Here is an 18,995-nt window from a genome sequence, read left to right on the forward strand (position 1 = left end):
GAATAAAATAACTACAAAACTTATATTATAGATTATTTAGCAAGAGATTTGTTAGATAAATGTATTCTTAGTTTAGATAATGGCACAGAAATACATTCAAATAATAGCGCATATAAAGCTGTTGCAGAAATAGACGCTGGCAAGAATAGAGAAATAACAAAGAACACTATCAATGCTATAATAGACATATACTTCATATTTCTTTTTCTTTTATTGCTTATAATAGGCTTATTAGGATGGTCAGCAGGAGAATACAAAAACAACAATACTATACACACAATAATCATTACAATTTTAGTAACATTATTTGGTATAGTATATAAACCTAATAATGTTATCACTATATATGTGACCAAGGAGAGAGCAAAACATCTCCAATAAGTATCAGCATGTAAACCACCAGCAAACAACCTTAAACCACCATAAAACATTAAAATTATAACTAAATTGCTCATCCAACCAAAAAAATAGAAGATAAACAAAAACAGCATAGTTTTTGAAATCTCATTTAATAGACATTCAAAACCAAACTGTATTTTTAAAGCTTCTATTTCAGTTAAAGTTGGATTTTGCTTTTTAATTTTCTTTGTTAACATGTGAGCGAACTTGTCCAACCTTTTCCTCCTCAATCTTAAATTTTATAAGAAACTGAGTTTCATCCTCGTTGCTTGTTACTCTAAGTGTTCCATCATATCTTTCGATAAGGGTTTTTACTATATAAAGTCCGTAGCCACGGTCATTTTTCTTGTACGCCTTAGTACTAAAGCCTCTATTAAACATATTTTTCATTGCATAATCTTCGATTTGAGGACCGTTGTTTGAAACGGAAATATGATATATATCATTATCTACATACGTTGAAATAGTCATAACTTTTTTCTTGTGTATATTGTCATTTGTAATCAGAGCTTCAAGACCATTATCAACGATATTACTAACTATACTGATTAAATCACTATCTTCAATATCCAATAAATCTAGTGGCATCTCGAACCACATATCAAACTTTATTCTATGCTCATAAGCTAAGTTGCTTTTAACTGCAAGTAAACCATCTAAATAATCATTTCCACTATCACACATTTGATAATCAACTTTTATATTAGAGCCAATTTTGCTTAGATAAGTTTTTATTCTATCAACACTATTAGGTTTATTGAGGATACATATTGCATTAATAGTATTGAGGTGATTCGCAAAATCATGCTTTTCTTTCCTAACTATGCTAACCAGTGACTCTAGGTTATGTATGTGTTCCTGTTGAACAACATACTTATGATTTATTTTTTCGAGTCTAACAATCTTTTTAAAATTAAAACATATTATTAAAACAAAACCTAAGAATAGTGTTAATAGTAATATTTCATATAATATCAGATAGCTATCATATTGAGTCATAAACCTATTAATTATTATAAATAATATTTCCAATATAAATAAACAGGATAAAATATAAGTATCTACAAGTGATAAATTTTTAATAAAATCTGCCAATTTCAACTTTTCTTTATATTTACGAACAAATAATAATACTAGAAACTTAGAAAATAATATAACTAAACCGAAAATATTATCTATATGAATATCTTTAAAAGGTTTTATTGCTATAATACAAAGTATCTCTAAACAAATAAAACTTGTAAAAATAAGCAACGTTAATTTAAATACTGATAAAAAAGAATTATGTCTATCTAAAATATAAACTAGTAAAATTGCAAAAGATACTGCTACAAAAGAATGTAATCCAAATGGAACAGCAAATGTAACGAAGTAAATAACAACAGAACATACTGCAGTAAATATTAAAGTTTTAAGTAAAATTAAAGGCTTAAGCAAATAATTATAAAAAACAGTATTGTATATTGTGATTATCATAAGACTTTCGATTACACAACAAAAATATTCGAATGAATCCATAAATACCACCTACCATCATATTACTCGTAAAGATTATTTACATAATTCTTTTGGGCAAACCTTTTGCTCACCATGGATAAGAGAAACAGAATTAACAGCAAGTGAACCAACTGTTAAGCCTAATTTTGCTAACAAACCTTTTTTCATGAATAATTCCTCCCTTCATTTATGATGTCACCTCTCTAAATTACATAAATATGGAGATTGTGCATCATTATAATAAATTATATCATGATTTCCTTAAAATGAAAATAGTATAAAACCAAAAATTAACTTATTTTTTAATCAAAATCTCCAAAAAAAGAACATATATATCCAAAAATAAGCAAAAAAAATATAAATCGACATAATGTGCTATACTCATCTTCTAAAATACATAATATATATAGGGATAATACTTCAGAATATCAGTAATAATGTAATATATAGAGGTTGATATTGATAATATTTTATATTATTGATATAATTAAGTATTATGTTGATTTAGTAAGGTTTAAAGATATTATTTGAGATAGGACTGATTTAGTGATGAAACAAAACATAATTCTTATTGGATTTATGGGTAGTGGGAAAACTACAAACGGTAGAAGATTAGCTAAAAAATTAAACATGAAGTTTATAGATACTGATGACCTTATAGAAGAAAATAATAACATAACAATTACTGAGATATTTAAAAGGTATGGAGAGAAATACTTCAGAGAATTAGAACATAAAATGATTAAAGAATTGGTTGATGAACATAGTTCTATAATATCAACTGGAGGAGGAGTTATAATCAATCCAGACAATACAAAATATCTAAAACAAATTGGCATTGTTATTTATCTAAGAAGTACAGTAGATAACATCTGTAATAATCTAAGAAATTCATACAAAAAGAGACCTTTAATACAAAAGAAAAATTGGATGGATGAAGTTAAGAGCTTAATGGAAAAACGAGAGGCTATATATCAAAATATTGCAGATATAACTATAGATGTAGATAATAAAAAACACAATCAAATAGTAAATGAAATATGCAAGGTGTTAAATGCAAGATATTAAAATACTATTTTTAATTGATTGTACCTATATAAATATGGTAGTATAGAATAGGAATAGGAGAATAGGAATGATCAAAAAGAGAATACTTATTATAAATGGACCAAATATTAACATGCTAAAAAAAAGGAACTCAAACCATTATGGTATAAAAAGCTTAGAAGAAATACAAAAGCTTTGTAAAAATAAAGCTAATGAACTGAATATGTGCGTGGATTTTTACCAATCAAATATAGAAGGTGATATAGTTACTAGATTGCAAGAAGCATTGGGTAATTATGATGGCATAGTTATAAATCCAGCGGCATATACACATTATAGTATTGCTATTAGAGATGCTATAGAAATTTTAGATATCCCAATAATAGAAGTGCATTTGTCCAATATACATAAAAGGGAAGAATTTAGACATAAATCATTGACAGCTGAAGTTTGTACTGGTCAAATATGTGGTTTGGGATACATTGGATATTTGGTGGCTATTGATGCAATTAGTCAGTTAATATAGTTTAGTTATATAATGCTAAAAGGCATATGTATATATTTATTTTTAGGAGGTTTAATAATGATTTCAGCAGGTAGTTTTAAAAAAGGACTAACTTTAGAAATGGATGGAAATATTTATCAAATAATTGATTTTCAACATGTAAAACCGGGAAAAGGAGCTGCTTTCGTAAGGGCTAAAATAAAAAACCTAAAGACTGGTGCTATAAAAGAAGATACATTTAATCCAAATGATAAATATCCAAAAGCTCATATAGAGACTAAGGAAATGCAATATTTATATAATGACGGTGAATTATACTATTTTATGGATAATGAAACATATGATCAAATAGCTTTAAATTATGATCAAGTTGAGGAAGCTATTAAATTCTTAAAAGAAAACGAAAATGCAACTATGAAGTTTTATGAAGGAAAACCATTCCAGATAGATGCTCCGAATTTTGTAGAGTTAGAGGTAACACATACAGAACCTGGAGTTAAAGGTGATACAGCTACTGGTGCTAATAAACCAGCTACAGTTGAAACTGGTGCTGTAGTTAATGTTCCTTTGTTTGTTAACATTGGGGATGTTATCAAAATAGATACAAGAACTAGTGAGTATCTATCAAGAGTTTAGGTTATAATAATACAATAAAGTGAAAAAGGAGGATAATATGAACTATTTATACGAAAAAGTAAGTTATTTACAAGGTTTAGCAGAGGGGTTAGGAGTAGATGATTCTACTAAAGAAGGTAAATTATTAGTTAAGATTATTGATGCATTAGAAGATATAGCTGATGCTATGGATGATTTACAAGACCAATATGATGATATGGCTGAATATATTGAATTTATGGATGAAGATTTATCAGATGTAGAAGATGATATATATGGCGATGATGAATATGATGATGACGAATATTATGATGATATTTGTGATTGTGAATGTGACGAAGATCATATATGCGAATGTGACGAATAAAAATCAGGCTTGCCCCTGATTTTTTTTATGCATATATTCATTTTACAAATAAAGGAGGGAAGATTAGTTCAACAAAAATTAATAGGAGGATTTGATATGTAGAAACTTATAAAGAGGGCTAACAAACGTTCTTTAGTTTTATGTAGACCATATTGCAAATGCATCTGCGAGTTTGAAAGAATAAGTGTATATATAATTTTAAATAAACCAGCTACCTAAACTTATTTGTTATGTTGGGTAGTTGGTTTTATTAACGTTTAAACTAAACTGGAAACAAAATGCTTTGTTAAATAATCTTATAAGTGAATTAACAAATATAATTGAAGGCTTAAAGGGGGTGTATTATGAAAAAATTACTAAGAAAAAAAAATAAAGATTCATTGAGTCTTAGCAAAGCAGATTGTTCTTGTTATTGTGGATATGGAAAATATAGTTTCTTTAGTGATTATATCAAAATAGTAAGACCTTATTAAAATATAAACTAATCAATAAGCATTGTTGTACGCTACTAAAGTGTGAATATTATTGTAACCCTGAAGAAAATAATTTTTTGAATTAAAGTTATTTAACAAAAATTTCATTTAATATACCTTTATATATAATAAAAAAGGATGTCTTGTGATTTGAGATATCCTTTTTTATTATATTAAAAAATGTGCATAATGTATGTCTAAACATAATATTATTATACAAAGGAGAGACAAGTTATGAATAGTATAAATAATATAAATTTTAAAAGAAAAACAAATGAACATACGAGATTTGATGATGTTCTAAATTATATTGATATTGAAATCAGGCAGATACTTAAAAATATCTCTTTTGTGGACAAAGAATCATTTGAAGAAATTAGATTAAGAGTAAATCAACCATTGATATTATGTAAAGGTGCAATAGATTATTTTGTAGATAAAAATAGTATACTACACTCTAGTTTTAACGAAGATGCGTATATCGTGAGTAAAGAAGAAGTTTACAAGACATTTCAATTTTGTTGCAACCATTCTATATATGCGCACGAAGAAGATATAAAAAGAGGATTTATAACCCTTAAAAGTGGACATAGAGTAGGGCTTGTAGGGAGCGCAATATACTCAAATAATATGGTTGAAACAATCAAGGATATAACATCTTTAAATATTAGAATATCAAAAGAGATAATAGGAGCATCAGATAAGATTTTACCTTATGTTATTAAAGATGATAAAACGATTTATCACACATTAATAGTTTCTCCTCCAAAGTGTGGAAAGACTACTATACTCAGAGATTTAATTAGGAATATTAGCGATGGAGTAGGTAGCATAAATTTTAAAGGTTTGAGGGTTGGGGTTTTAGATGAAAGAATGGAAATATCAGGAGTGCATAAAGGAATAGCCCAAATGAATTTAGGAGTTAGAACAGATATACTTTCATCATGTCCTAAATACGAGGGAATTATGATGTTAATAAGGTCTATGTCTCCACAAGTGATTGCAACAGACGAATTGGGTTCTAAAAGTGATATAGATGCAATACATGAAGCTTTAAAGGCTGGAGTAAAGCTAGTAGCTACAGTCCATGGAGAGAGTTTAGAGGATGTTATGAACAAGCCGTATTTAAATCAAATAATTAAAGAAAATATATTTCAAAAAATTATAATATTAGACAATTCTAAAGGCGTTGGTACCGTAAAGAAGATAATTAATTTGGCGCATAATCAATATATCAAAAAAAAGGAGAAGTACAATGTGGATAATAAAAATATTAGGCAGCCTGATGGTAGTTATATCTTGTAGCTTATTGGGATATAAAAAGGGTACCAGATATAGATTAAGAGTTAAGAATCTAAATGTTTTATTAAGTTCTATTAGAATATTGGAGACAGAGATAGTATGCATGTCAAATCCATTAACAGAAGCATTGATGAATGTTTACAATAAATGCAATAAAGATTTTTCATATATATATAAAGATATTGCAATGATGCTTGAAGATAGAGAGTATATAGATGTAATGACGAGCTTTAAAAAAAGCATAGAAAAAAGCATTAATAACATAGCATTAAATAATGATGACAAAGAAATATTTTTATCAATAGGTTCTATTATAGGTATTTCAAATAGGTTAGATCAAAAAAAGCACCTAAATGCATTGCATGAACAAGTAATACACCAAATAGAAGATGCAAAAGAGGAAATGAAAATAAATGAAAAGCTATACAATAAACTAGGTGTCTTGATAGGTGTTGGCATAATTATAGTACTAATATAAATGAAAAGGAGTGCTAAAAATGGGAATAGATATAATATTTAAAATTGCAGGAATAGGAATTTTAATAGCTGTACTTAACCAAGTACTTAAAAAAGCTGGTAGTGAAGATCATGCAATGATAACAACTATAGCAGGACTAGTAGTTGTTCTTACAATGGTAATTGGAATGATAAGTAAACTATTCAACGAAGTTAAGACAGTTTTCAAACTATATTAAAGAGGTTAAGATATGGAGATATTTCAAATTGCAGGATTAGGTATAATTGCTACAATTTTAGCAGTGTTGTTAAACGAGCAGAAAAGTGAAATGTCATTGTATATTAGTATTGCAACAGGATTATTAATATTTTTTATGATCATTAGTAAACTAGAATACGTAATTGAAACGTTAGGAGATTTAGCAAGTAAAGTTAATATAGATTTTTTGTATACTACCGTGATATTAAAGATAGTGGGTATATCATATATAGCAGAGTTTGCTGCACAAATTGCTAAAGATGCTAAGCAAAATGCTATAGCTCATAAAATCGAATTAGCTGGAAAGGTTCTTATTATGGCTATATCAATACCAATATTTGTAGGTGTTATAGATATGATAGTAGATATAATACCGTAAGGGGATAAAAATGAAAAGAATATGCTTTTTAATAATTTGTTTTTTTGTAATTATACTCTCTATGACTACTTCATATTCAAGTGAAGATAATGGTGTGTTAAAGGATACTACAGAGGGAATTATAAATAAGCAATTAAAAAATTTGAATTTAGATGAGTTAATAAAGCAAATAAAAGATGTAAATACACAAAAAGATAACTACTTGCCAAAGATAAATTTTAAACAGTACATATTTTCATTAATTAAAGGAGAACAGGTACTAGACGCAGGGGAGATTTTAAAAGGACTGCTTCATATGATATTTAATGAAGTAAGAAACAATATATCTTTATTAGTAAAATTATTGATAATAGCTATTATTTGCTCTATTATGACTAATTTACGTAGTGCATTTAATGACAATTCAATAAGTGAAATAGCTTATATTTCATGCTACATAATAATTATAGGTATAGTTATAAGCAGTTGCATTGATGGTATTAGAATAGGGAAAGAAGCAATAGATCAGATGGTTTCATTTATGCAAGCATTATTTCCAACTATGATGGTATTGTTAGCTGCTATGGGTGGTATTTCAAGTTCTGCTATATTTCAGCCCATTATTTTAGGAACAATGACAACAATAAGTGTAATAATCAAAGAAATAATAATACCACTGATATATTTTTCGTCAATTATAGGACTGATAAATAATATCTCAAGCAAAGTACAAATCTCTAAGCTTGCACAGTTAATGAAGCAAGTGAGTGTTCTTATTATAGGAGTTTGCTTTACTATATTTGTAGGAATATTATCCATTCAAGGAATGACAGCAGCAAAGGTTGACGGGATAACTATTAGAACAGCCAAGTTTGCAATAGATAGTTTTATACCTATAGTTGGTGGATATATTACAGAGGCGGTTGATACAGTTATAGGGTGTTCAATGTTACTAAAAAATGCTATAGGAGTTATAGGTCTGATAACACTTTTCATTATATGTATCATACCTTGTATAAAGATAATGGCGTTGATATTAGTATATAAACTCACCGCAGCAATAGTACAACCTATAGCAGACGAAAAACTTGTAAATAGTATAGGAGAAATAAGTAAAGCATTTGTGCTTGTATTAGCAGCAGTTATATCAGTAGCACTTATGTTTTTCATAACAATAACCATTATTATAACAGCAGGCAAAATGACACTAATGTTAAGGTAGGTGATAACATGGGAGAAGTACTTAAAACATGGGTTATTAATATTGTATTTGTAGTTATATTTTTAATTATGCTAGAGAGCCTTTTACCTAATAATAGCTTTAAAAGATATGTAAAGATTATAGTAGGGTTAGTCTTAATTATCGTAATAATAAGACCAATAGTAGTAGCAATAAAGGGAGATTTATATATAACTAATAAATGCTATAAACAGTTAGATGCTTATTCGGAGTACAACATAAAAAAGGATGAAAAATATAGTGAAAGTCAAAAAGAATATATAAAAGAAACCTATATCAGCATTATTAAAAATAATATTGCAAAATATGTAGAAACAAATAGCAAATATAAAGTAGAGAATATTGATATAAAGTTACAGGATGATTCAAATAATGATAATAACTTTAATATGGAGTCGTTAAATATATTATTAACAAATATGGGGCATAAAAAGAGTAGCAATGAAATAAATATTGAAAAAGTGAATATAAACATCAATAAAGATAATTCAAAGACAAAAAAGATAAAAAGTGAAAGCTTAATCAAAGCCCTATCTAGTAACTATGGAATAAAGGAAAGTAGGATAAGCTTGTATCTTAAATAATGAAGAAAAGGAGGTTTTGTATGAGTAACTTTAAAGAATCAATAAAAAGAATGTTTTCAGACAAAGATAAAAAAAATAGCAATATTATTTTTCTATTGGTTATTGGAATACTTTTATTGATAGGTTCAGTATATTTCTCTACAGATGGAGAAACAACTGGTGATATAGGCAAGGTGAATTCCGATATTGCATCGACAGTGAAATCAGAGCAAAGTGATGATACAGCTAGGTTCATGGAAGATAAATTAAAAAATATTTTAAGTAAAATTAAAGGGGTAGGTAATGTAGAAGTAATGGTTACGTTAGAAGACACTACAGAGCGTATACCTGCGATAAACAAAACAATAACCGTAGAAAGCACCAATGAAAAGGACTACCAAGGTGGAACTAGAAGTACTAACAAACAAGATGAAATCAATGAAATAGTAACAAAAAGTTCTAATGAAGGTTTAGTAATACTTAAAGAAATAAAACCAAAGGTTAAAGGAGTAATAGTAGTTGCTGGAGGCATAGAAGATATGAAGGTTAAAGAAGATATTTATTTGGCAGTAAAAACAGTATTGGGTATTACAGGAAATAAAGTTGAAGTGTTTTTAAGCAAATAAAGATAGCCAAATTGGCTAAAATTAAGGGGGTTAAAGTTTTGGATAAAAAAAGAATAATCTATTTAGCATCATTAGTAGTATTACTTATTGTAGTAGGAGTAGTCAATCATAGGCTAACACTTAGAAGAGCTAGGACATCAACAAATGAATATCAACAGCACGAGGCAAATATGATGAAAAAAATGAATATGGCAAATTTAGATGGGGATTCAAAGAGTACTATGTCCGAAGAATATGATAATAATACAGAAAGCTTTAAAATTATTGATAGCGAAGTAAGTAAATTAGATGATATAGGAGATGAAACTAGTACAAAAATTAATAAAAAAATAGCAGATGAGAATGAAAAAAACGATAATTATTTTGTTGAATGTAGGTTGTCAAGGGATAAGTTAAGAGCAAACCAGATTGAGAGACTAAATGAAATAGTGGATAATGATAATACTACTAAAGATATTAGAACAAAAGCACAACAACAGATAATGGATATAGGAAACATATCAAAAAAAGAGCTTCATATAGAGGGTTTAATAAAAGCTAAAGGGTATAAAGATGCAATTCTTTTTATAAATAATAAGAATGTAAGTGTAGTTGTAGATGTGGAAAATTTAAATGAACAAGATGTAGCAAAAATATTAAGTGTTGTAAAAGAAGAAACAGATATGAGTGCAACAAATATAAAGATAATGAAAAAACAGTAGAACCATTTGAAAAAAACTATTTGTAGTGGTATAATTACTTTTGATAAATGTTATAATAGCAGTAATATACTATATCGGCATTATATTTTTATATTTTGTGGAGGTGCAATATGGATAAAGATACATTAAATAATGAGATCAAAAGTTCGGGAGAAATAAAAATAGCAGATGATGTTGTTGGTGTAATAGCCGGATTAGCTGCAACAGAAGTTGAAGGTATAGCTGGAATGAGTGGTGGATTTACAGGTGATATAGCTGAAATACTAGGAAGAAAAAACTTATCAAAAGGAGTAAAAGTATCGCTTGATAACAGTACTACAAAAGTTGACTTACATGTAATAGTTGACTATGGCTCAAAAATACCAGAAGTATCTTGGAAAGTTCAAGAGAGTGTTAAGAATGCTATTGAGACAATGACAGGTTTAGAAGTTTTAGAAGTTAATATACATGTACAAGGGGTTAAGATAAAAAAAGAAGAACCCAAAGAAATAGAAGACTTAGAAGATTAAAAATCTTTTAGGGGTGTTTTAAATAGCTATGCATGCTATTTAAAACATCCCATATAATTTTTATAAGATAATAAACGTTTCTACAAGGAGGAAAATATGAGTAGAAAAACAACAAGGCAAAAAGCAATGAAATTATTATATCAGATGCAAGTTAACAATGATTTTAATGAGGAAAATAAGATAATATTTTTTGAGGAAAATAAAATAACAAGCAAAGAAATAGATTATTTTAACGATTGTATAGATACAGTTTGTAAAAATAAAGATGATATTGATAGTGTAATAAAAAAGTACGCTAAAGGTTGGAAGCTAGAGCGTATATCAGCAGTGGATTTATCTATACTTAGGATAGCTATTTATGAAATATTGTTTAACGATGATATTCCAATGCAGGTTAGTATAAACGAAGCTGTTGAAACAGCTAAAATGTATAGCTCAGATGAAGCAGGTAAATTCATTAATGGTATATTAGGAGCATTTGTCAGGGACAGATTTGATTATGAGTAAAGGGTATTACTTAGGAATTGACACTAGCGCATATAGGACTTCTATAGCGCTAATAGATGATGAAGGTAGTGTTGTATGTGACAATAGAATATTATTAGATGTAAAAAAAGGTGAACGTGGTTTAAGGCAACAGGAGGCAGTATTTAAACATGTCAATAATTTACCTTGTTTATTTAAAAAGATATCAGATGATATAGATCTTACTAAGATAAGAAACGTTGTTGCAAGTAATAGCCCTAGAAAAGTAGAAGGCTCATATATGCCAGTATTCAATGCAGGTAAAGCACAAGGAGAAATCATTTCAAGAACATTAGGTATACCAATATACTATTGTAGCCATCAAGAAGGACATATAGCAGCAGCGTTATATGGATGTGATAAGCTTAATATAAGAAAATTTTTAGTATATCATATTTCTGGAGGCACAACAGAACTACTAAGAGTACATAGAACTTTGCCTTATGAATATAGTATTGATATAGTAGGTGGTACAAAAGATATTAGCTGTGGTCAATTAGTAGACAGAACAGGAGTAAAAATGGGACTGAACTTTCCTAGTGGTATAGAATTAGAAAATCTAGCAATTAAGGGAAAGTTATTACCTAGATTACCAGTCAATGTAAGTAGTACATGGATAAATTACTCAGGTGCTGAAACTCACCTTACAAAAGCTATAAAAGATGGTGAGGATTATCGTGATGTTGCAAAAAGTACGTTGTATATAGTCGCTAGTACCCTAAGTAAGTCGGTGCTAAATTATATTAAAAATCAAAAAATGAATGATATTGTATTTGCAGGAGGAGTATCAGCTAATGCATACATCCGAATGCTATTATCTGATAATTTATATAATAGCATAAATATTTATTATCCTATAAAGAGCTATTGCTCTGACAATGCCATAGGAAATGCATATATTGGCTATATGAGATATAACAACCCAGAATCATTATAAATAGGCTAATGACTGGGTTTATTGTTGTTTATGTTAAAATAGTTGAAGATTTATGGCTATAATAATATAATAAGTATATATTAGGGCTTTATAACGAGGAGTAGAAAATGAATATCAAACCGCTAAAAGTTAGTGATTTAAATAAATATATTAAAAGAGTACTAAATACAGATCCAATTCTTAATAATATTTATGTTCAGGGAGAAGTGTCTAATTTAAAGCAGCACTTTAGTGGGAACTTATATTTTTCATTAAAGGACGAAAAGAGTAAGTTAAATTGTGTTATGTTTAGTTCTGATTCTCAAAATTTAAAAGTGAAGATAAAAAATGGGGACAATCTAATACTAAAAGGTAACATATCTGTCTATGATAGAGATGGAGCATATCAATTATATGTTAAGGATATAACAGTAAAAGGCCTTGGTCAATTACATATAGCATTTGAAGAGTTAAAGAACAAGTTAGAAACACAAGGACTATTTGATAAGAGTATAAAAAAAAGCCTTCCATTTATTCCAAATAAGATTGGTGTAGTAACATCTGCTACAGGAGCAGCAGTTAGAGATATAATAACGGTAATAAAAAGGCGTTATCCAAAGATGGATATACTAATTTATCCAGTATTAGTCCAAGGCAAAACAGCTCATCAAGAAATATGTAGAGCTTTAAGATATCTAGATGCTAGAGAAGATGTAGATATTATTATCACTGGTAGAGGTGGAGGATCTATAGAAGAATTATGGGCATTTAACGAAGAAGATACTGCTAGAGAGATACATCACTTAAGTACACCAGTAATATCAGCAGTTGGTCATGAAACAGATTTTACAATAGCTGATTTTGTAAGTGACTATAGAGCACCAACTCCGTCAGCAGCAGGAGAGATAGCTGTCCCAGAGTATTTTGAACTTAGCTATAAGCTTGATGATCTGTGTAATTTAATGATACATAATATAAACAAGAAATTAGAAAAGAAAAAATATGAACTTAAATTCTTTTCTAGTAAACTTAAAATGAGTAATCCAGATAAAATAATTGAACAATACAGTACTAAAGTGAATGACTGTATGAAGAGAATAATGACAAAAATCAACCATAAAAAAGAGATGGAGTTTCTGGCCTTAGAAAAAGAACGCGTGAAATTACATTCATACAGTCCATTAGCAGTCATGGAGCGTGGATATTCCATAGTAAAGAATAATGCTGGTGAGTACATTGATACAGCAAGAGAGCTTTCAGATGGAGAGATTATAACTGTAAGAATGAAAGATGGAGAGATTAAAGCTAAAGTAATTGATAAGGAGTATGTTAAATGAGTAAACAGGATATGAAATTTGAAGATGCCTTTAAAAAACTATCAGAAATAACAAAAGAATTAGAAGACAATAATATAGATATTGATAAAAGTCTTGAGTATTTTAAGGAAGGCGTAGACTTATATAAATATTGTAGAGATAAGCTCAATGATTATGAAGGAAAAGTCAAATTAATATTGAGTCAAAACGAAAATTCAATAGAAGAAATAGATTTTACGGATGGTGAATAAAGTGAATTTTAATGAAGAATTGAATAAATACAAAGAGCTCATAAATAAAGAGCTTGATAAAAGGCTTCCAAATCTACAAACTCTACAAAAAGACATATATCAATCCATGAGATATAGTATATTTGCAGGGGGCAAAAGAATAAGACCTATTCTAAATCTAAAGGCTTGTGAACTGGTTGATGGTAATATAGAAGATGCTATGGTATTTGCTGTAGCACTAGAAATGATACATACTTACTCATTGATACACGACGATCTGCCAGCAATGGATGATGATGATTATAGAAGAGGTAGGCTAACAAATCATAAGGTATATGGAGAAGCAATTGCAATACTAGCAGGAGATGGTTTATTAAATTATGCATTTGAGAGTGTATTAGGATATATGTTAGAGCATAATAAAAATGATATGAAATATTTAAAGGCAGTTAACAAGATTGCAAAAGCTGCTGGTGTACAAGGAATGATAGGTGGGCAGATTGTAGACATACTTTCAGAGGGAAAAGATATTAAAAAAGAGGAATTAGAGTTCATACATAAGCATAAGACTTCTGCGCTAATAGAAGCTTCAATAATTAGTGGCGCTATAGTAGGTGGAGCTAATATAGAAGATTTAGAAAAGCTGAAAATATATAGTGAAGCATTAGGATTATGTTTTCAAATTAGAGATGATATATTGGATAAAATAGGACAGCAAGATAAATTAGGAAAAGACATTGGTAGTGATGAATCTAACGATAAAGTCACTTTTGTAAGTCTTTATGGTGTAGAAAAATCAATAGAAATGACTAAAATGTTATGTGATCAAGCTAAAAAAAGTTTAGAGCATTTTTCTAATAAAGAAGCAGTAGATTTTTTTAAAGCAATGGCAGATTTTTTTGTATATAGAGAAAATTAATTTTTAGTATATTAATATTTAGTAAAATATTTGACAATGGACTTATTTTCTAATATTCTTATAGATAATACATTTAAGATTAATGTAAAATAATGGAAATGATGACAATCAATATGTTTGAATTATTATAACTACTGTGTTATAATTTTGTTTGCAGAATGGTTCAGTATCCTAGTCGGTACAGCTAGTTCTGAAGACGGGGCTAAAAATCCGTTTAAGGGCATATCGATGAAGTTCCTGGTTTCGGCTGCTGACGCCCAGTCGGGGGTCGTTTCTGGGAGTAAGGAGGATGGGGCGATCCGCAATGGCATGCGGGCGTTGACCCTACCTTCGTGGAGACTCATGTAATAAACATGTGATAACCTGCAAAGTAGCGTAAGCTCTTGTAGTGTAGCTTGCCTTGAGTGAAATAGGTGGAAAATGGTCGTGACTACAGCTTTTTAAGGCCAAAAAAAGGGGGTAGTTTTGCTGTTGAAACCTATTTTGCAAAAGAGGATAGGGATTAGTGAGTACTGCCTGAGGAAAACTCCTAGGCTGATCTTAATGAGATATATTGAGGATTACAGTGCGGTCTAAGTGGCAATCTAGCCCTATCTATGGCGACAGGATAGAAACGAGATTAAAGGGAAACCACTGTGTTGGCGACAGACAGTTCTTGTTCTTTGGGAAATCCAGCTAGACCTAAGCCGTAAAATTTACTCAATACTATCACCATTCTGCTGCTGGTAGCTTTTTTAGGCTATCAGCTTTATATTTAATATCATAATGTAGCAAATACATATGTTGGGGGATATATTTTGGGAAATAATAAAAAAAATGGTCACAGAAGGAATAATAAAGATAGGAATAGAAAAAAGTATAATTATAGATGGATAATTATAATTTCAATATGGACTTTTTTATTAGCAATAGTTTTCGCTCTAGTTTCTGAGAATTTAATGAGACAATTAAACTTAGTTTTAGCTACTATTGCGTTAATATTTATAATAACACTTGGTGTATTCTTTGATATAATAGGAATCGCAGTGGCTTCAGCTAATGAGACACCTTTTCACGCTATGGCTGCAGATGGAATAAAAGAGGCTAAATTTGCAGTAAGACTTATACGACATGCACCTGTAGTTTCCAATTTTTGCAATGATGTTATTGGAGATATATGTGGTGTACTCAGTGGAGCAGCAGGTGCTATAATAGCAATAAAAGTAGCGTATATGTTTAATATTAAGATTGATACAATAGCAAGTATAGTTATAAGTGCTATAAGTGCTTCGTTAACAGTTGGGGGCAAAGCAATTGGTAAAGAAATAGGTATAAATAATTCTGATAAAATAATACTAAAGACAGCCAAAATACTATATTTTATAAACCAAAAACTTGGCATAGATATATTGCCAGAATTAAGAAGAAAAAGGTGATTATGTGATGAAATATAAATATCTAAGCAAAATTAATAGCTTAGATGATTTTAAAGCGTTAGACGCTATGAAATTAGATGCATTAGCTTGTGAAGTGAGAGATTATATAATACAGGTCGTATCAAATAATGGAGGACATTTAGCATCTAATTTAGGAGTTGTAGAATTAACCCTAGCTCTTCATAGAGTATATGAGAGTCCAAACGATAAAATAATATGGGATGTAGGACATCAATCCTATATACATAAAATAATCACAGGTAGAAAAGAGGAATTCAAGACTATTAGAAAATATAAAGGTCTTAGTGGGTATCCCAAAAGAAAAGAGAGTGAACATGATATCTTTGAAACAGGCCATAGTTCAACATCAGTATCAGCGGGATTAGGTATAGCTTTAGCTAGAGATGTACTAAAAGATAGCTATAACGTTGTATCAGTGATAGGAGATGGAGCTATGACTGCAGGTATGGTATACGAAGCAATGAATCATGCAGGAGGCTTAAAAACCAAGTTTACAGTTGTATTGAATGATAATGAAATGTCAATATCAAAAAATATTGGAGGTTTGTCTAACTACTTATCGAAGCTTAGAACAGCACCTTCTTATCTAAATACCAAAAAAGACATAAAAAAAATACTAAGTAGTATCCCTAAAATTGGAGATACAATTTTTAGAACAACTGAAAGTATTAAAAATAGTTTGAAATATTTAGTTGTTCCAGGTGTATTCTTTGAAGAACTAGGTTTTAAATATATAGGACCAATAGATGGTCATAATATCTCAGAGTTAACCAAGTTTTTAAAAATTGCAAAAATGTACAATGGTCCTGTTCTAGTGCATGTTGTTACAAAAAAAGGAAAGGGCTATTACCCAGCAGAGCAAAATCCAGACAAATTTCATGGAAGTCCACCTTTCGATATTGAGACAGGTCATCAAATAAAAAAAGCATCAGGTCAGAGCTATTCAAGTATTTTAGGAGAAACATTAGTGAGCTTATCAAAAAAAGATAGAGATATAGTAGCTATAACAGCTGCAATGCCTCTAGGTACAGGATTAGAGGAATTTAAGCAAAAATTCCCAGAAAGATTTTTTGATGTAGGAATAGCAGAGCAGCATGGAGTAACCCTTGCTGCAGGTTTAGCATGTGAAAAGTTAAAACCGTTTTATGCTGTATATTCTAGCTTCCTACAAAGAGGATATGATCAAGTTTTACACGATGTCTGTATTCAGAAGCTACCAGTAGTCTTTGCTTTAGATAGAGCTGGAATAGTTGGTAGTGATGGTGAAACACATCATGGAGTTTTTGATTTTTCATATCTTTCACATATTCCAAATATAACTATAATGGCTCCAAAAGGAAAAGAAGAATTTAAAAAGATGATAGAATTTGCTTCAAAATACAAAGATGGGCCTATTGCACTTAGATATCCTAGAGGCATGAGTGTAGAGTATAATGACTACGAAAATATAAACATTGAAATTGGAAAAGGTGAGATAATAAGACAAGGTAAAGAAGTAGCAATAATAGCTATAGGACATATGGTTCAAGAGGCGGTAAAAGCAAGTGATACCTTACTAGAAGATAATATTGAAGTTACGGTCTTTAATGCTAGATTCCTAAAGCCTTTGGACGAGAAGAGTATAGATGAAATAGCTAAAACCCATAGTTATATTATAACAATTGAAGATAATGCTCTTATTGGTGGGTTTTCTAGTTATATCAATAACTATTTTATAAAAAAAGATTACAAAAACCATATATACAATATTGGCTACAAAGATACATTTATAGAGCATGGAGATGTTACAAGTTTATATGAAGAATATGAAGTTGATGCAGGAAAAATAATAGAGATAGTAAAGGAAAGGGTACTAGGAAAAGCAGATGGAAAAAAATAAAGAAAGATTAGATGTTCTTATAGTAAAAAAAGGTCTGCTTAAAAGTAGAGAAAAAGCAAAAAGTAGTATTAAAGCAGGATTAGTTTTTGTTAACAATGAAAAAATCGACAAATCATCAGTAAAAGTAAGTATAGATAGTGATATCCAAATAAAAGGCGACATTGTTCCTTATGTCAGTAGAGGTGGATTAAAGCTTGAAAAAGCTATAGAACAATTTAATCTAGAATTAACTGATAAAACTGGACTTGACATAGGTGCTTCTACAGGAGGATTTACTGATTGCATGTTACAAAATGGGATAAGTAAGGTCTATGCTGTAGATGTGGGAAAAGAACAACTAGATAAAAAACTCAAAGAAGATGACAGAGTTATAGTAATGGAAAAAACAAATGTTAGGTATATGGATGAAAATGATTTAGGAGAAAAAGTTGATTTCGTTACTATAGATGTATCGTTTATATCACTAAAATTCATATTACCTGTTGCTAGGAAACTTGCTACTGATAACGTAGATATAGTAGCTCTAATAAAACCTCAATTTGAAGCTGGAAAAGAAAAAATTGGAAAAAAAGGCATAGTGAAAGACAAAAGAACTCATATAGAAGTAATTGAAAATGTCCTAAAATATTGTAGGAATAATAAACTAGATATAGTAGCTTTAACGTATTCTCCAATAAAAGGAGGTAGTGGCAATATTGAATATCTTGCACATATAAAGAACAAATCGGTAGAAAATATATGTACAGATATAAGTCAATATATAAAAACTATTGTAGATAAATCACACGCAATATAAAATTTAAAGTTATTATGACGTAAAAGTAAAAAACGTGGTATTATAGAAGTATAATAATAAA

Annotated in this window: 25 protein-coding genes; 22 read left to right on the plus strand and 3 right to left on the minus strand. The window is 29.3% G+C overall.

Annotated elements, in window-relative coordinates; genetic code table 11:
* Nucleotides 1–32: 32 nt before the first annotated feature.
* The 3 genes from P3X86_RS03080 to P3X86_RS03090 are packed head-to-tail and all read right to left on the minus strand — an operon-like array spanning nucleotide 33 to nucleotide 2,064.
* Nucleotides 33–614, minus strand: a complete 582-nt coding sequence (locus P3X86_RS03080; RefSeq protein ID WP_483291158.1) for an accessory gene regulator ArgB-like protein — start codon at nucleotides 612–614, stop codon at nucleotides 33–35.
* Nucleotides 577–1,917, minus strand: coding sequence for a sensor histidine kinase (locus P3X86_RS03085; protein WP_483291159.1), 1,341 nt, complete (start codon nucleotides 1,915–1,917; stop codon nucleotides 577–579). The genes P3X86_RS03080 and P3X86_RS03085 overlap by 38 nt, the downstream gene beginning before the upstream one ends.
* A 33-nt stretch (nucleotides 1,918–1,950) precedes the next feature.
* Nucleotides 1,951–2,064: an AgrD family cyclic lactone autoinducer peptide gene (locus tag P3X86_RS03090; RefSeq protein ID WP_483291160.1), complete on the minus strand. Its 114-nt coding sequence runs from the start codon at nucleotides 2,062–2,064 to the stop codon at nucleotides 1,951–1,953.
* A gap of 381 nt (nucleotides 2,065–2,445) precedes the next feature.
* On the opposite strand from P3X86_RS03090, the gene P3X86_RS03095 reads away from it, so the two are divergent.
* From P3X86_RS03095 to P3X86_RS03200, 22 genes are all read left to right on the plus strand, one after another.
* Complete coding sequence (locus P3X86_RS03095) at nucleotides 2,446–2,964, plus strand: shikimate kinase (RefSeq protein WP_483291161.1); 519 nt, start codon at nucleotides 2,446–2,448, stop codon at nucleotides 2,962–2,964.
* Nucleotides 2,965–3,031: 67 nt separating this feature from the next.
* Nucleotides 3,032–3,469 carry a type II 3-dehydroquinate dehydratase gene (aroQ, locus tag P3X86_RS03100; RefSeq protein WP_483291162.1) on the plus strand — a complete coding sequence of 146 codons (438 nt, stop codon included), beginning with the start codon at nucleotides 3,032–3,034 and terminating at the stop codon, nucleotides 3,467–3,469.
* Nucleotides 3,470–3,526: 57 nt separating this feature from the next.
* Nucleotides 3,527–4,084 (plus strand): elongation factor P, encoded by a 558-nt coding sequence (gene efp, locus P3X86_RS03105; RefSeq protein WP_483291163.1) that lies wholly within the window; start codon nucleotides 3,527–3,529, stop codon nucleotides 4,082–4,084.
* Nucleotides 4,085–4,121: 37 nt separating this feature from the next.
* Nucleotides 4,122–4,430: a CD1247 N-terminal domain-containing protein gene (locus P3X86_RS03110; protein WP_483291164.1), complete on the plus strand. Its 309-nt coding sequence runs from the start codon at nucleotides 4,122–4,124 to the stop codon at nucleotides 4,428–4,430.
* Nucleotides 4,431–4,774: 344 nt separating this feature from the next.
* Nucleotides 4,775–4,903, plus strand: coding sequence for a hypothetical protein (locus tag P3X86_RS03115; protein WP_483291165.1), 129 nt, complete (start codon nucleotides 4,775–4,777; stop codon nucleotides 4,901–4,903).
* Nucleotides 4,904–5,137: 234 nt separating this feature from the next.
* Nucleotides 5,138–6,208, plus strand: coding sequence for a stage III sporulation protein AA (spoIIIAA, locus tag P3X86_RS03120; RefSeq protein WP_483291166.1), 1,071 nt, complete (start codon nucleotides 5,138–5,140; stop codon nucleotides 6,206–6,208).
* The gene (locus P3X86_RS03125) at nucleotides 6,159–6,683 is read left to right on the plus strand and encodes a hypothetical protein (RefSeq protein WP_483291167.1); all 525 of its coding nucleotides are present in this window, start codon (nucleotides 6,159–6,161) and stop codon (nucleotides 6,681–6,683) included. Before spoIIIAA ends, P3X86_RS03125 begins: the two co-directional genes overlap by 50 nt.
* Nucleotides 6,684–6,702: 19 nt before the next feature.
* A complete protein-coding gene (spoIIIAC, locus tag P3X86_RS03130; RefSeq protein ID WP_483291168.1) occupies nucleotides 6,703–6,900 on the plus strand; it encodes a stage III sporulation protein AC in 198 nt (65 codons plus the stop codon).
* Between the two features lie 12 nt (nucleotides 6,901–6,912).
* On the plus strand, nucleotides 6,913–7,299 hold the full coding sequence (gene spoIIIAD, locus P3X86_RS03135) for a stage III sporulation protein AD (protein WP_483291169.1): 387 nt from the start codon (nucleotides 6,913–6,915) through the stop codon (nucleotides 7,297–7,299).
* 10 nt (nucleotides 7,300–7,309) lie between these two features.
* Nucleotides 7,310–8,500, plus strand: coding sequence for a stage III sporulation protein AE (gene spoIIIAE, locus P3X86_RS03140; protein ID WP_483291170.1), 1,191 nt, complete (start codon nucleotides 7,310–7,312; stop codon nucleotides 8,498–8,500).
* An 8-nt stretch (nucleotides 8,501–8,508) separates the two neighbouring features.
* Nucleotides 8,509–9,102: a stage III sporulation protein AF gene (gene spoIIIAF, locus P3X86_RS03145; RefSeq protein WP_483291171.1), complete on the plus strand. Its 594-nt coding sequence runs from the start codon at nucleotides 8,509–8,511 to the stop codon at nucleotides 9,100–9,102.
* Nucleotides 9,103–9,122: 20 nt separating this feature from the next.
* Nucleotides 9,123–9,707 carry a hypothetical protein gene (locus P3X86_RS03150; protein WP_483291172.1) on the plus strand — a complete coding sequence of 195 codons (585 nt, stop codon included), beginning with the start codon at nucleotides 9,123–9,125 and terminating at the stop codon, nucleotides 9,705–9,707.
* Between the two features lie 38 nt (nucleotides 9,708–9,745).
* Complete coding sequence (locus P3X86_RS03155; protein ID WP_483291173.1) at nucleotides 9,746–10,408, plus strand: SpoIIIAH-like family protein; 663 nt, start codon at nucleotides 9,746–9,748, stop codon at nucleotides 10,406–10,408.
* A 110-nt stretch (nucleotides 10,409–10,518) separates the two neighbouring features.
* The gene (locus tag P3X86_RS03160) at nucleotides 10,519–10,917 is read left to right on the plus strand and encodes an Asp23/Gls24 family envelope stress response protein (protein ID WP_483291174.1); all 399 of its coding nucleotides are present in this window, start codon (nucleotides 10,519–10,521) and stop codon (nucleotides 10,915–10,917) included.
* 96 nt (nucleotides 10,918–11,013) lie between these two features.
* Nucleotides 11,014–11,424 (plus strand): transcription antitermination factor NusB, encoded by a 411-nt coding sequence (nusB, locus tag P3X86_RS03165; protein ID WP_483291175.1) that lies wholly within the window; start codon nucleotides 11,014–11,016, stop codon nucleotides 11,422–11,424.
* Nucleotides 11,417–12,379: a Kae1-like domain-containing protein gene (locus tag P3X86_RS03170; RefSeq protein ID WP_483291176.1), complete on the plus strand. Its 963-nt coding sequence runs from the start codon at nucleotides 11,417–11,419 to the stop codon at nucleotides 12,377–12,379. The genes nusB and P3X86_RS03170 overlap by 8 nt, the downstream gene beginning before the upstream one ends.
* Nucleotides 12,380–12,486: 107 nt before the next feature.
* Nucleotides 12,487–13,695 (plus strand): exodeoxyribonuclease VII large subunit, encoded by a 1,209-nt coding sequence (gene xseA, locus P3X86_RS03175; RefSeq protein ID WP_483291177.1) that lies wholly within the window; start codon nucleotides 12,487–12,489, stop codon nucleotides 13,693–13,695.
* Nucleotides 13,692–13,925, plus strand: a complete 234-nt coding sequence (gene xseB / locus P3X86_RS03180; protein ID WP_483291178.1) for an exodeoxyribonuclease VII small subunit — start codon at nucleotides 13,692–13,694, stop codon at nucleotides 13,923–13,925. The genes xseA and xseB overlap by 4 nt, the downstream gene beginning before the upstream one ends.
* Before the next feature lies 1 nt (nucleotide 13,926).
* Nucleotides 13,927–14,823, plus strand: a complete 897-nt coding sequence (locus P3X86_RS03185) for a polyprenyl synthetase family protein (RefSeq protein WP_483291179.1) — start codon at nucleotides 13,927–13,929, stop codon at nucleotides 14,821–14,823.
* 797 nt (nucleotides 14,824–15,620) lie between these two features.
* Nucleotides 15,621–16,238 (plus strand): hypothetical protein, encoded by a 618-nt coding sequence (locus P3X86_RS03190; protein WP_483291180.1) that lies wholly within the window; start codon nucleotides 15,621–15,623, stop codon nucleotides 16,236–16,238.
* Nucleotides 16,239–16,245: 7 nt separating this feature from the next.
* On the plus strand, nucleotides 16,246–18,138 hold the full coding sequence (gene dxs / locus P3X86_RS03195) for a 1-deoxy-D-xylulose-5-phosphate synthase (RefSeq protein WP_483291181.1): 1,893 nt from the start codon (nucleotides 16,246–16,248) through the stop codon (nucleotides 18,136–18,138).
* Entirely contained in the window at nucleotides 18,125–18,934 is an 810-nt protein-coding gene (locus P3X86_RS03200; RefSeq protein ID WP_483291182.1) for a TlyA family RNA methyltransferase, read from the plus strand. Before dxs ends, P3X86_RS03200 begins: the two co-directional genes overlap by 14 nt.
* The last annotated feature ends 61 nt before the right edge of the window (nucleotides 18,935–18,995 follow it).

The organism is Abyssisolibacter sp. ZYX002, from assembly GCF_056892235.1.

Bases quoted from the DNA above. Each gene is read 5' to 3' on its own strand.
- P3X86_RS03085 (WP_483291159.1), bottom strand. From the start codon at position 1,917: ATGGATTCATTCGAATATTTTTGTTGTGTAATCGAAAGTCTTATGATA.
- P3X86_RS03090 (WP_483291160.1), bottom strand. From the start codon at position 2,064: ATGAAAAAAGGTTTGTTAGCAAAATTAGGCTTAACAGTTGGTTCACTT.
- P3X86_RS03095 (WP_483291161.1), top strand. From the start codon at position 2,446: ATGAAACAAAACATAATTCTTATTGGATTTATGGGTAGTGGGAAAACT.
- aroQ (WP_483291162.1), top strand. From the start codon at position 3,032: ATGATCAAAAAGAGAATACTTATTATAAATGGACCAAATATTAACATG.
- efp (WP_483291163.1), top strand. From the start codon at position 3,527: ATGATTTCAGCAGGTAGTTTTAAAAAAGGACTAACTTTAGAAATGGAT.
- P3X86_RS03110 (WP_483291164.1), top strand. From the start codon at position 4,122: ATGAACTATTTATACGAAAAAGTAAGTTATTTACAAGGTTTAGCAGAG.
- P3X86_RS03115 (WP_483291165.1), top strand. From the start codon at position 4,775: ATGAAAAAATTACTAAGAAAAAAAAATAAAGATTCATTGAGTCTTAGC.
- spoIIIAA (WP_483291166.1), top strand. From the start codon at position 5,138: ATGAATAGTATAAATAATATAAATTTTAAAAGAAAAACAAATGAACAT.
- P3X86_RS03125 (WP_483291167.1), top strand. From the start codon at position 6,159: ATGTGGATAATAAAAATATTAGGCAGCCTGATGGTAGTTATATCTTGT.
- spoIIIAC (WP_483291168.1), top strand. From the start codon at position 6,703: ATGGGAATAGATATAATATTTAAAATTGCAGGAATAGGAATTTTAATA.
- spoIIIAD (WP_483291169.1), top strand. From the start codon at position 6,913: ATGGAGATATTTCAAATTGCAGGATTAGGTATAATTGCTACAATTTTA.
- spoIIIAE (WP_483291170.1), top strand. From the start codon at position 7,310: ATGAAAAGAATATGCTTTTTAATAATTTGTTTTTTTGTAATTATACTC.
- spoIIIAF (WP_483291171.1), top strand. From the start codon at position 8,509: ATGGGAGAAGTACTTAAAACATGGGTTATTAATATTGTATTTGTAGTT.
- P3X86_RS03150 (WP_483291172.1), top strand. From the start codon at position 9,123: ATGAGTAACTTTAAAGAATCAATAAAAAGAATGTTTTCAGACAAAGAT.
- P3X86_RS03160 (WP_483291174.1), top strand. From the start codon at position 10,519: ATGGATAAAGATACATTAAATAATGAGATCAAAAGTTCGGGAGAAATA.
- nusB (WP_483291175.1), top strand. From the start codon at position 11,014: ATGAGTAGAAAAACAACAAGGCAAAAAGCAATGAAATTATTATATCAG.
- P3X86_RS03170 (WP_483291176.1), top strand. From the start codon at position 11,417: ATGAGTAAAGGGTATTACTTAGGAATTGACACTAGCGCATATAGGACT.
- xseA (WP_483291177.1), top strand. From the start codon at position 12,487: ATGAATATCAAACCGCTAAAAGTTAGTGATTTAAATAAATATATTAAA.
- xseB (WP_483291178.1), top strand. From the start codon at position 13,692: ATGAGTAAACAGGATATGAAATTTGAAGATGCCTTTAAAAAACTATCA.
- dxs (WP_483291181.1), top strand. From the start codon at position 16,246: ATGAAATATAAATATCTAAGCAAAATTAATAGCTTAGATGATTTTAAA.
- P3X86_RS03200 (WP_483291182.1), top strand. From the start codon at position 18,125: ATGGAAAAAAATAAAGAAAGATTAGATGTTCTTATAGTAAAAAAAGGT.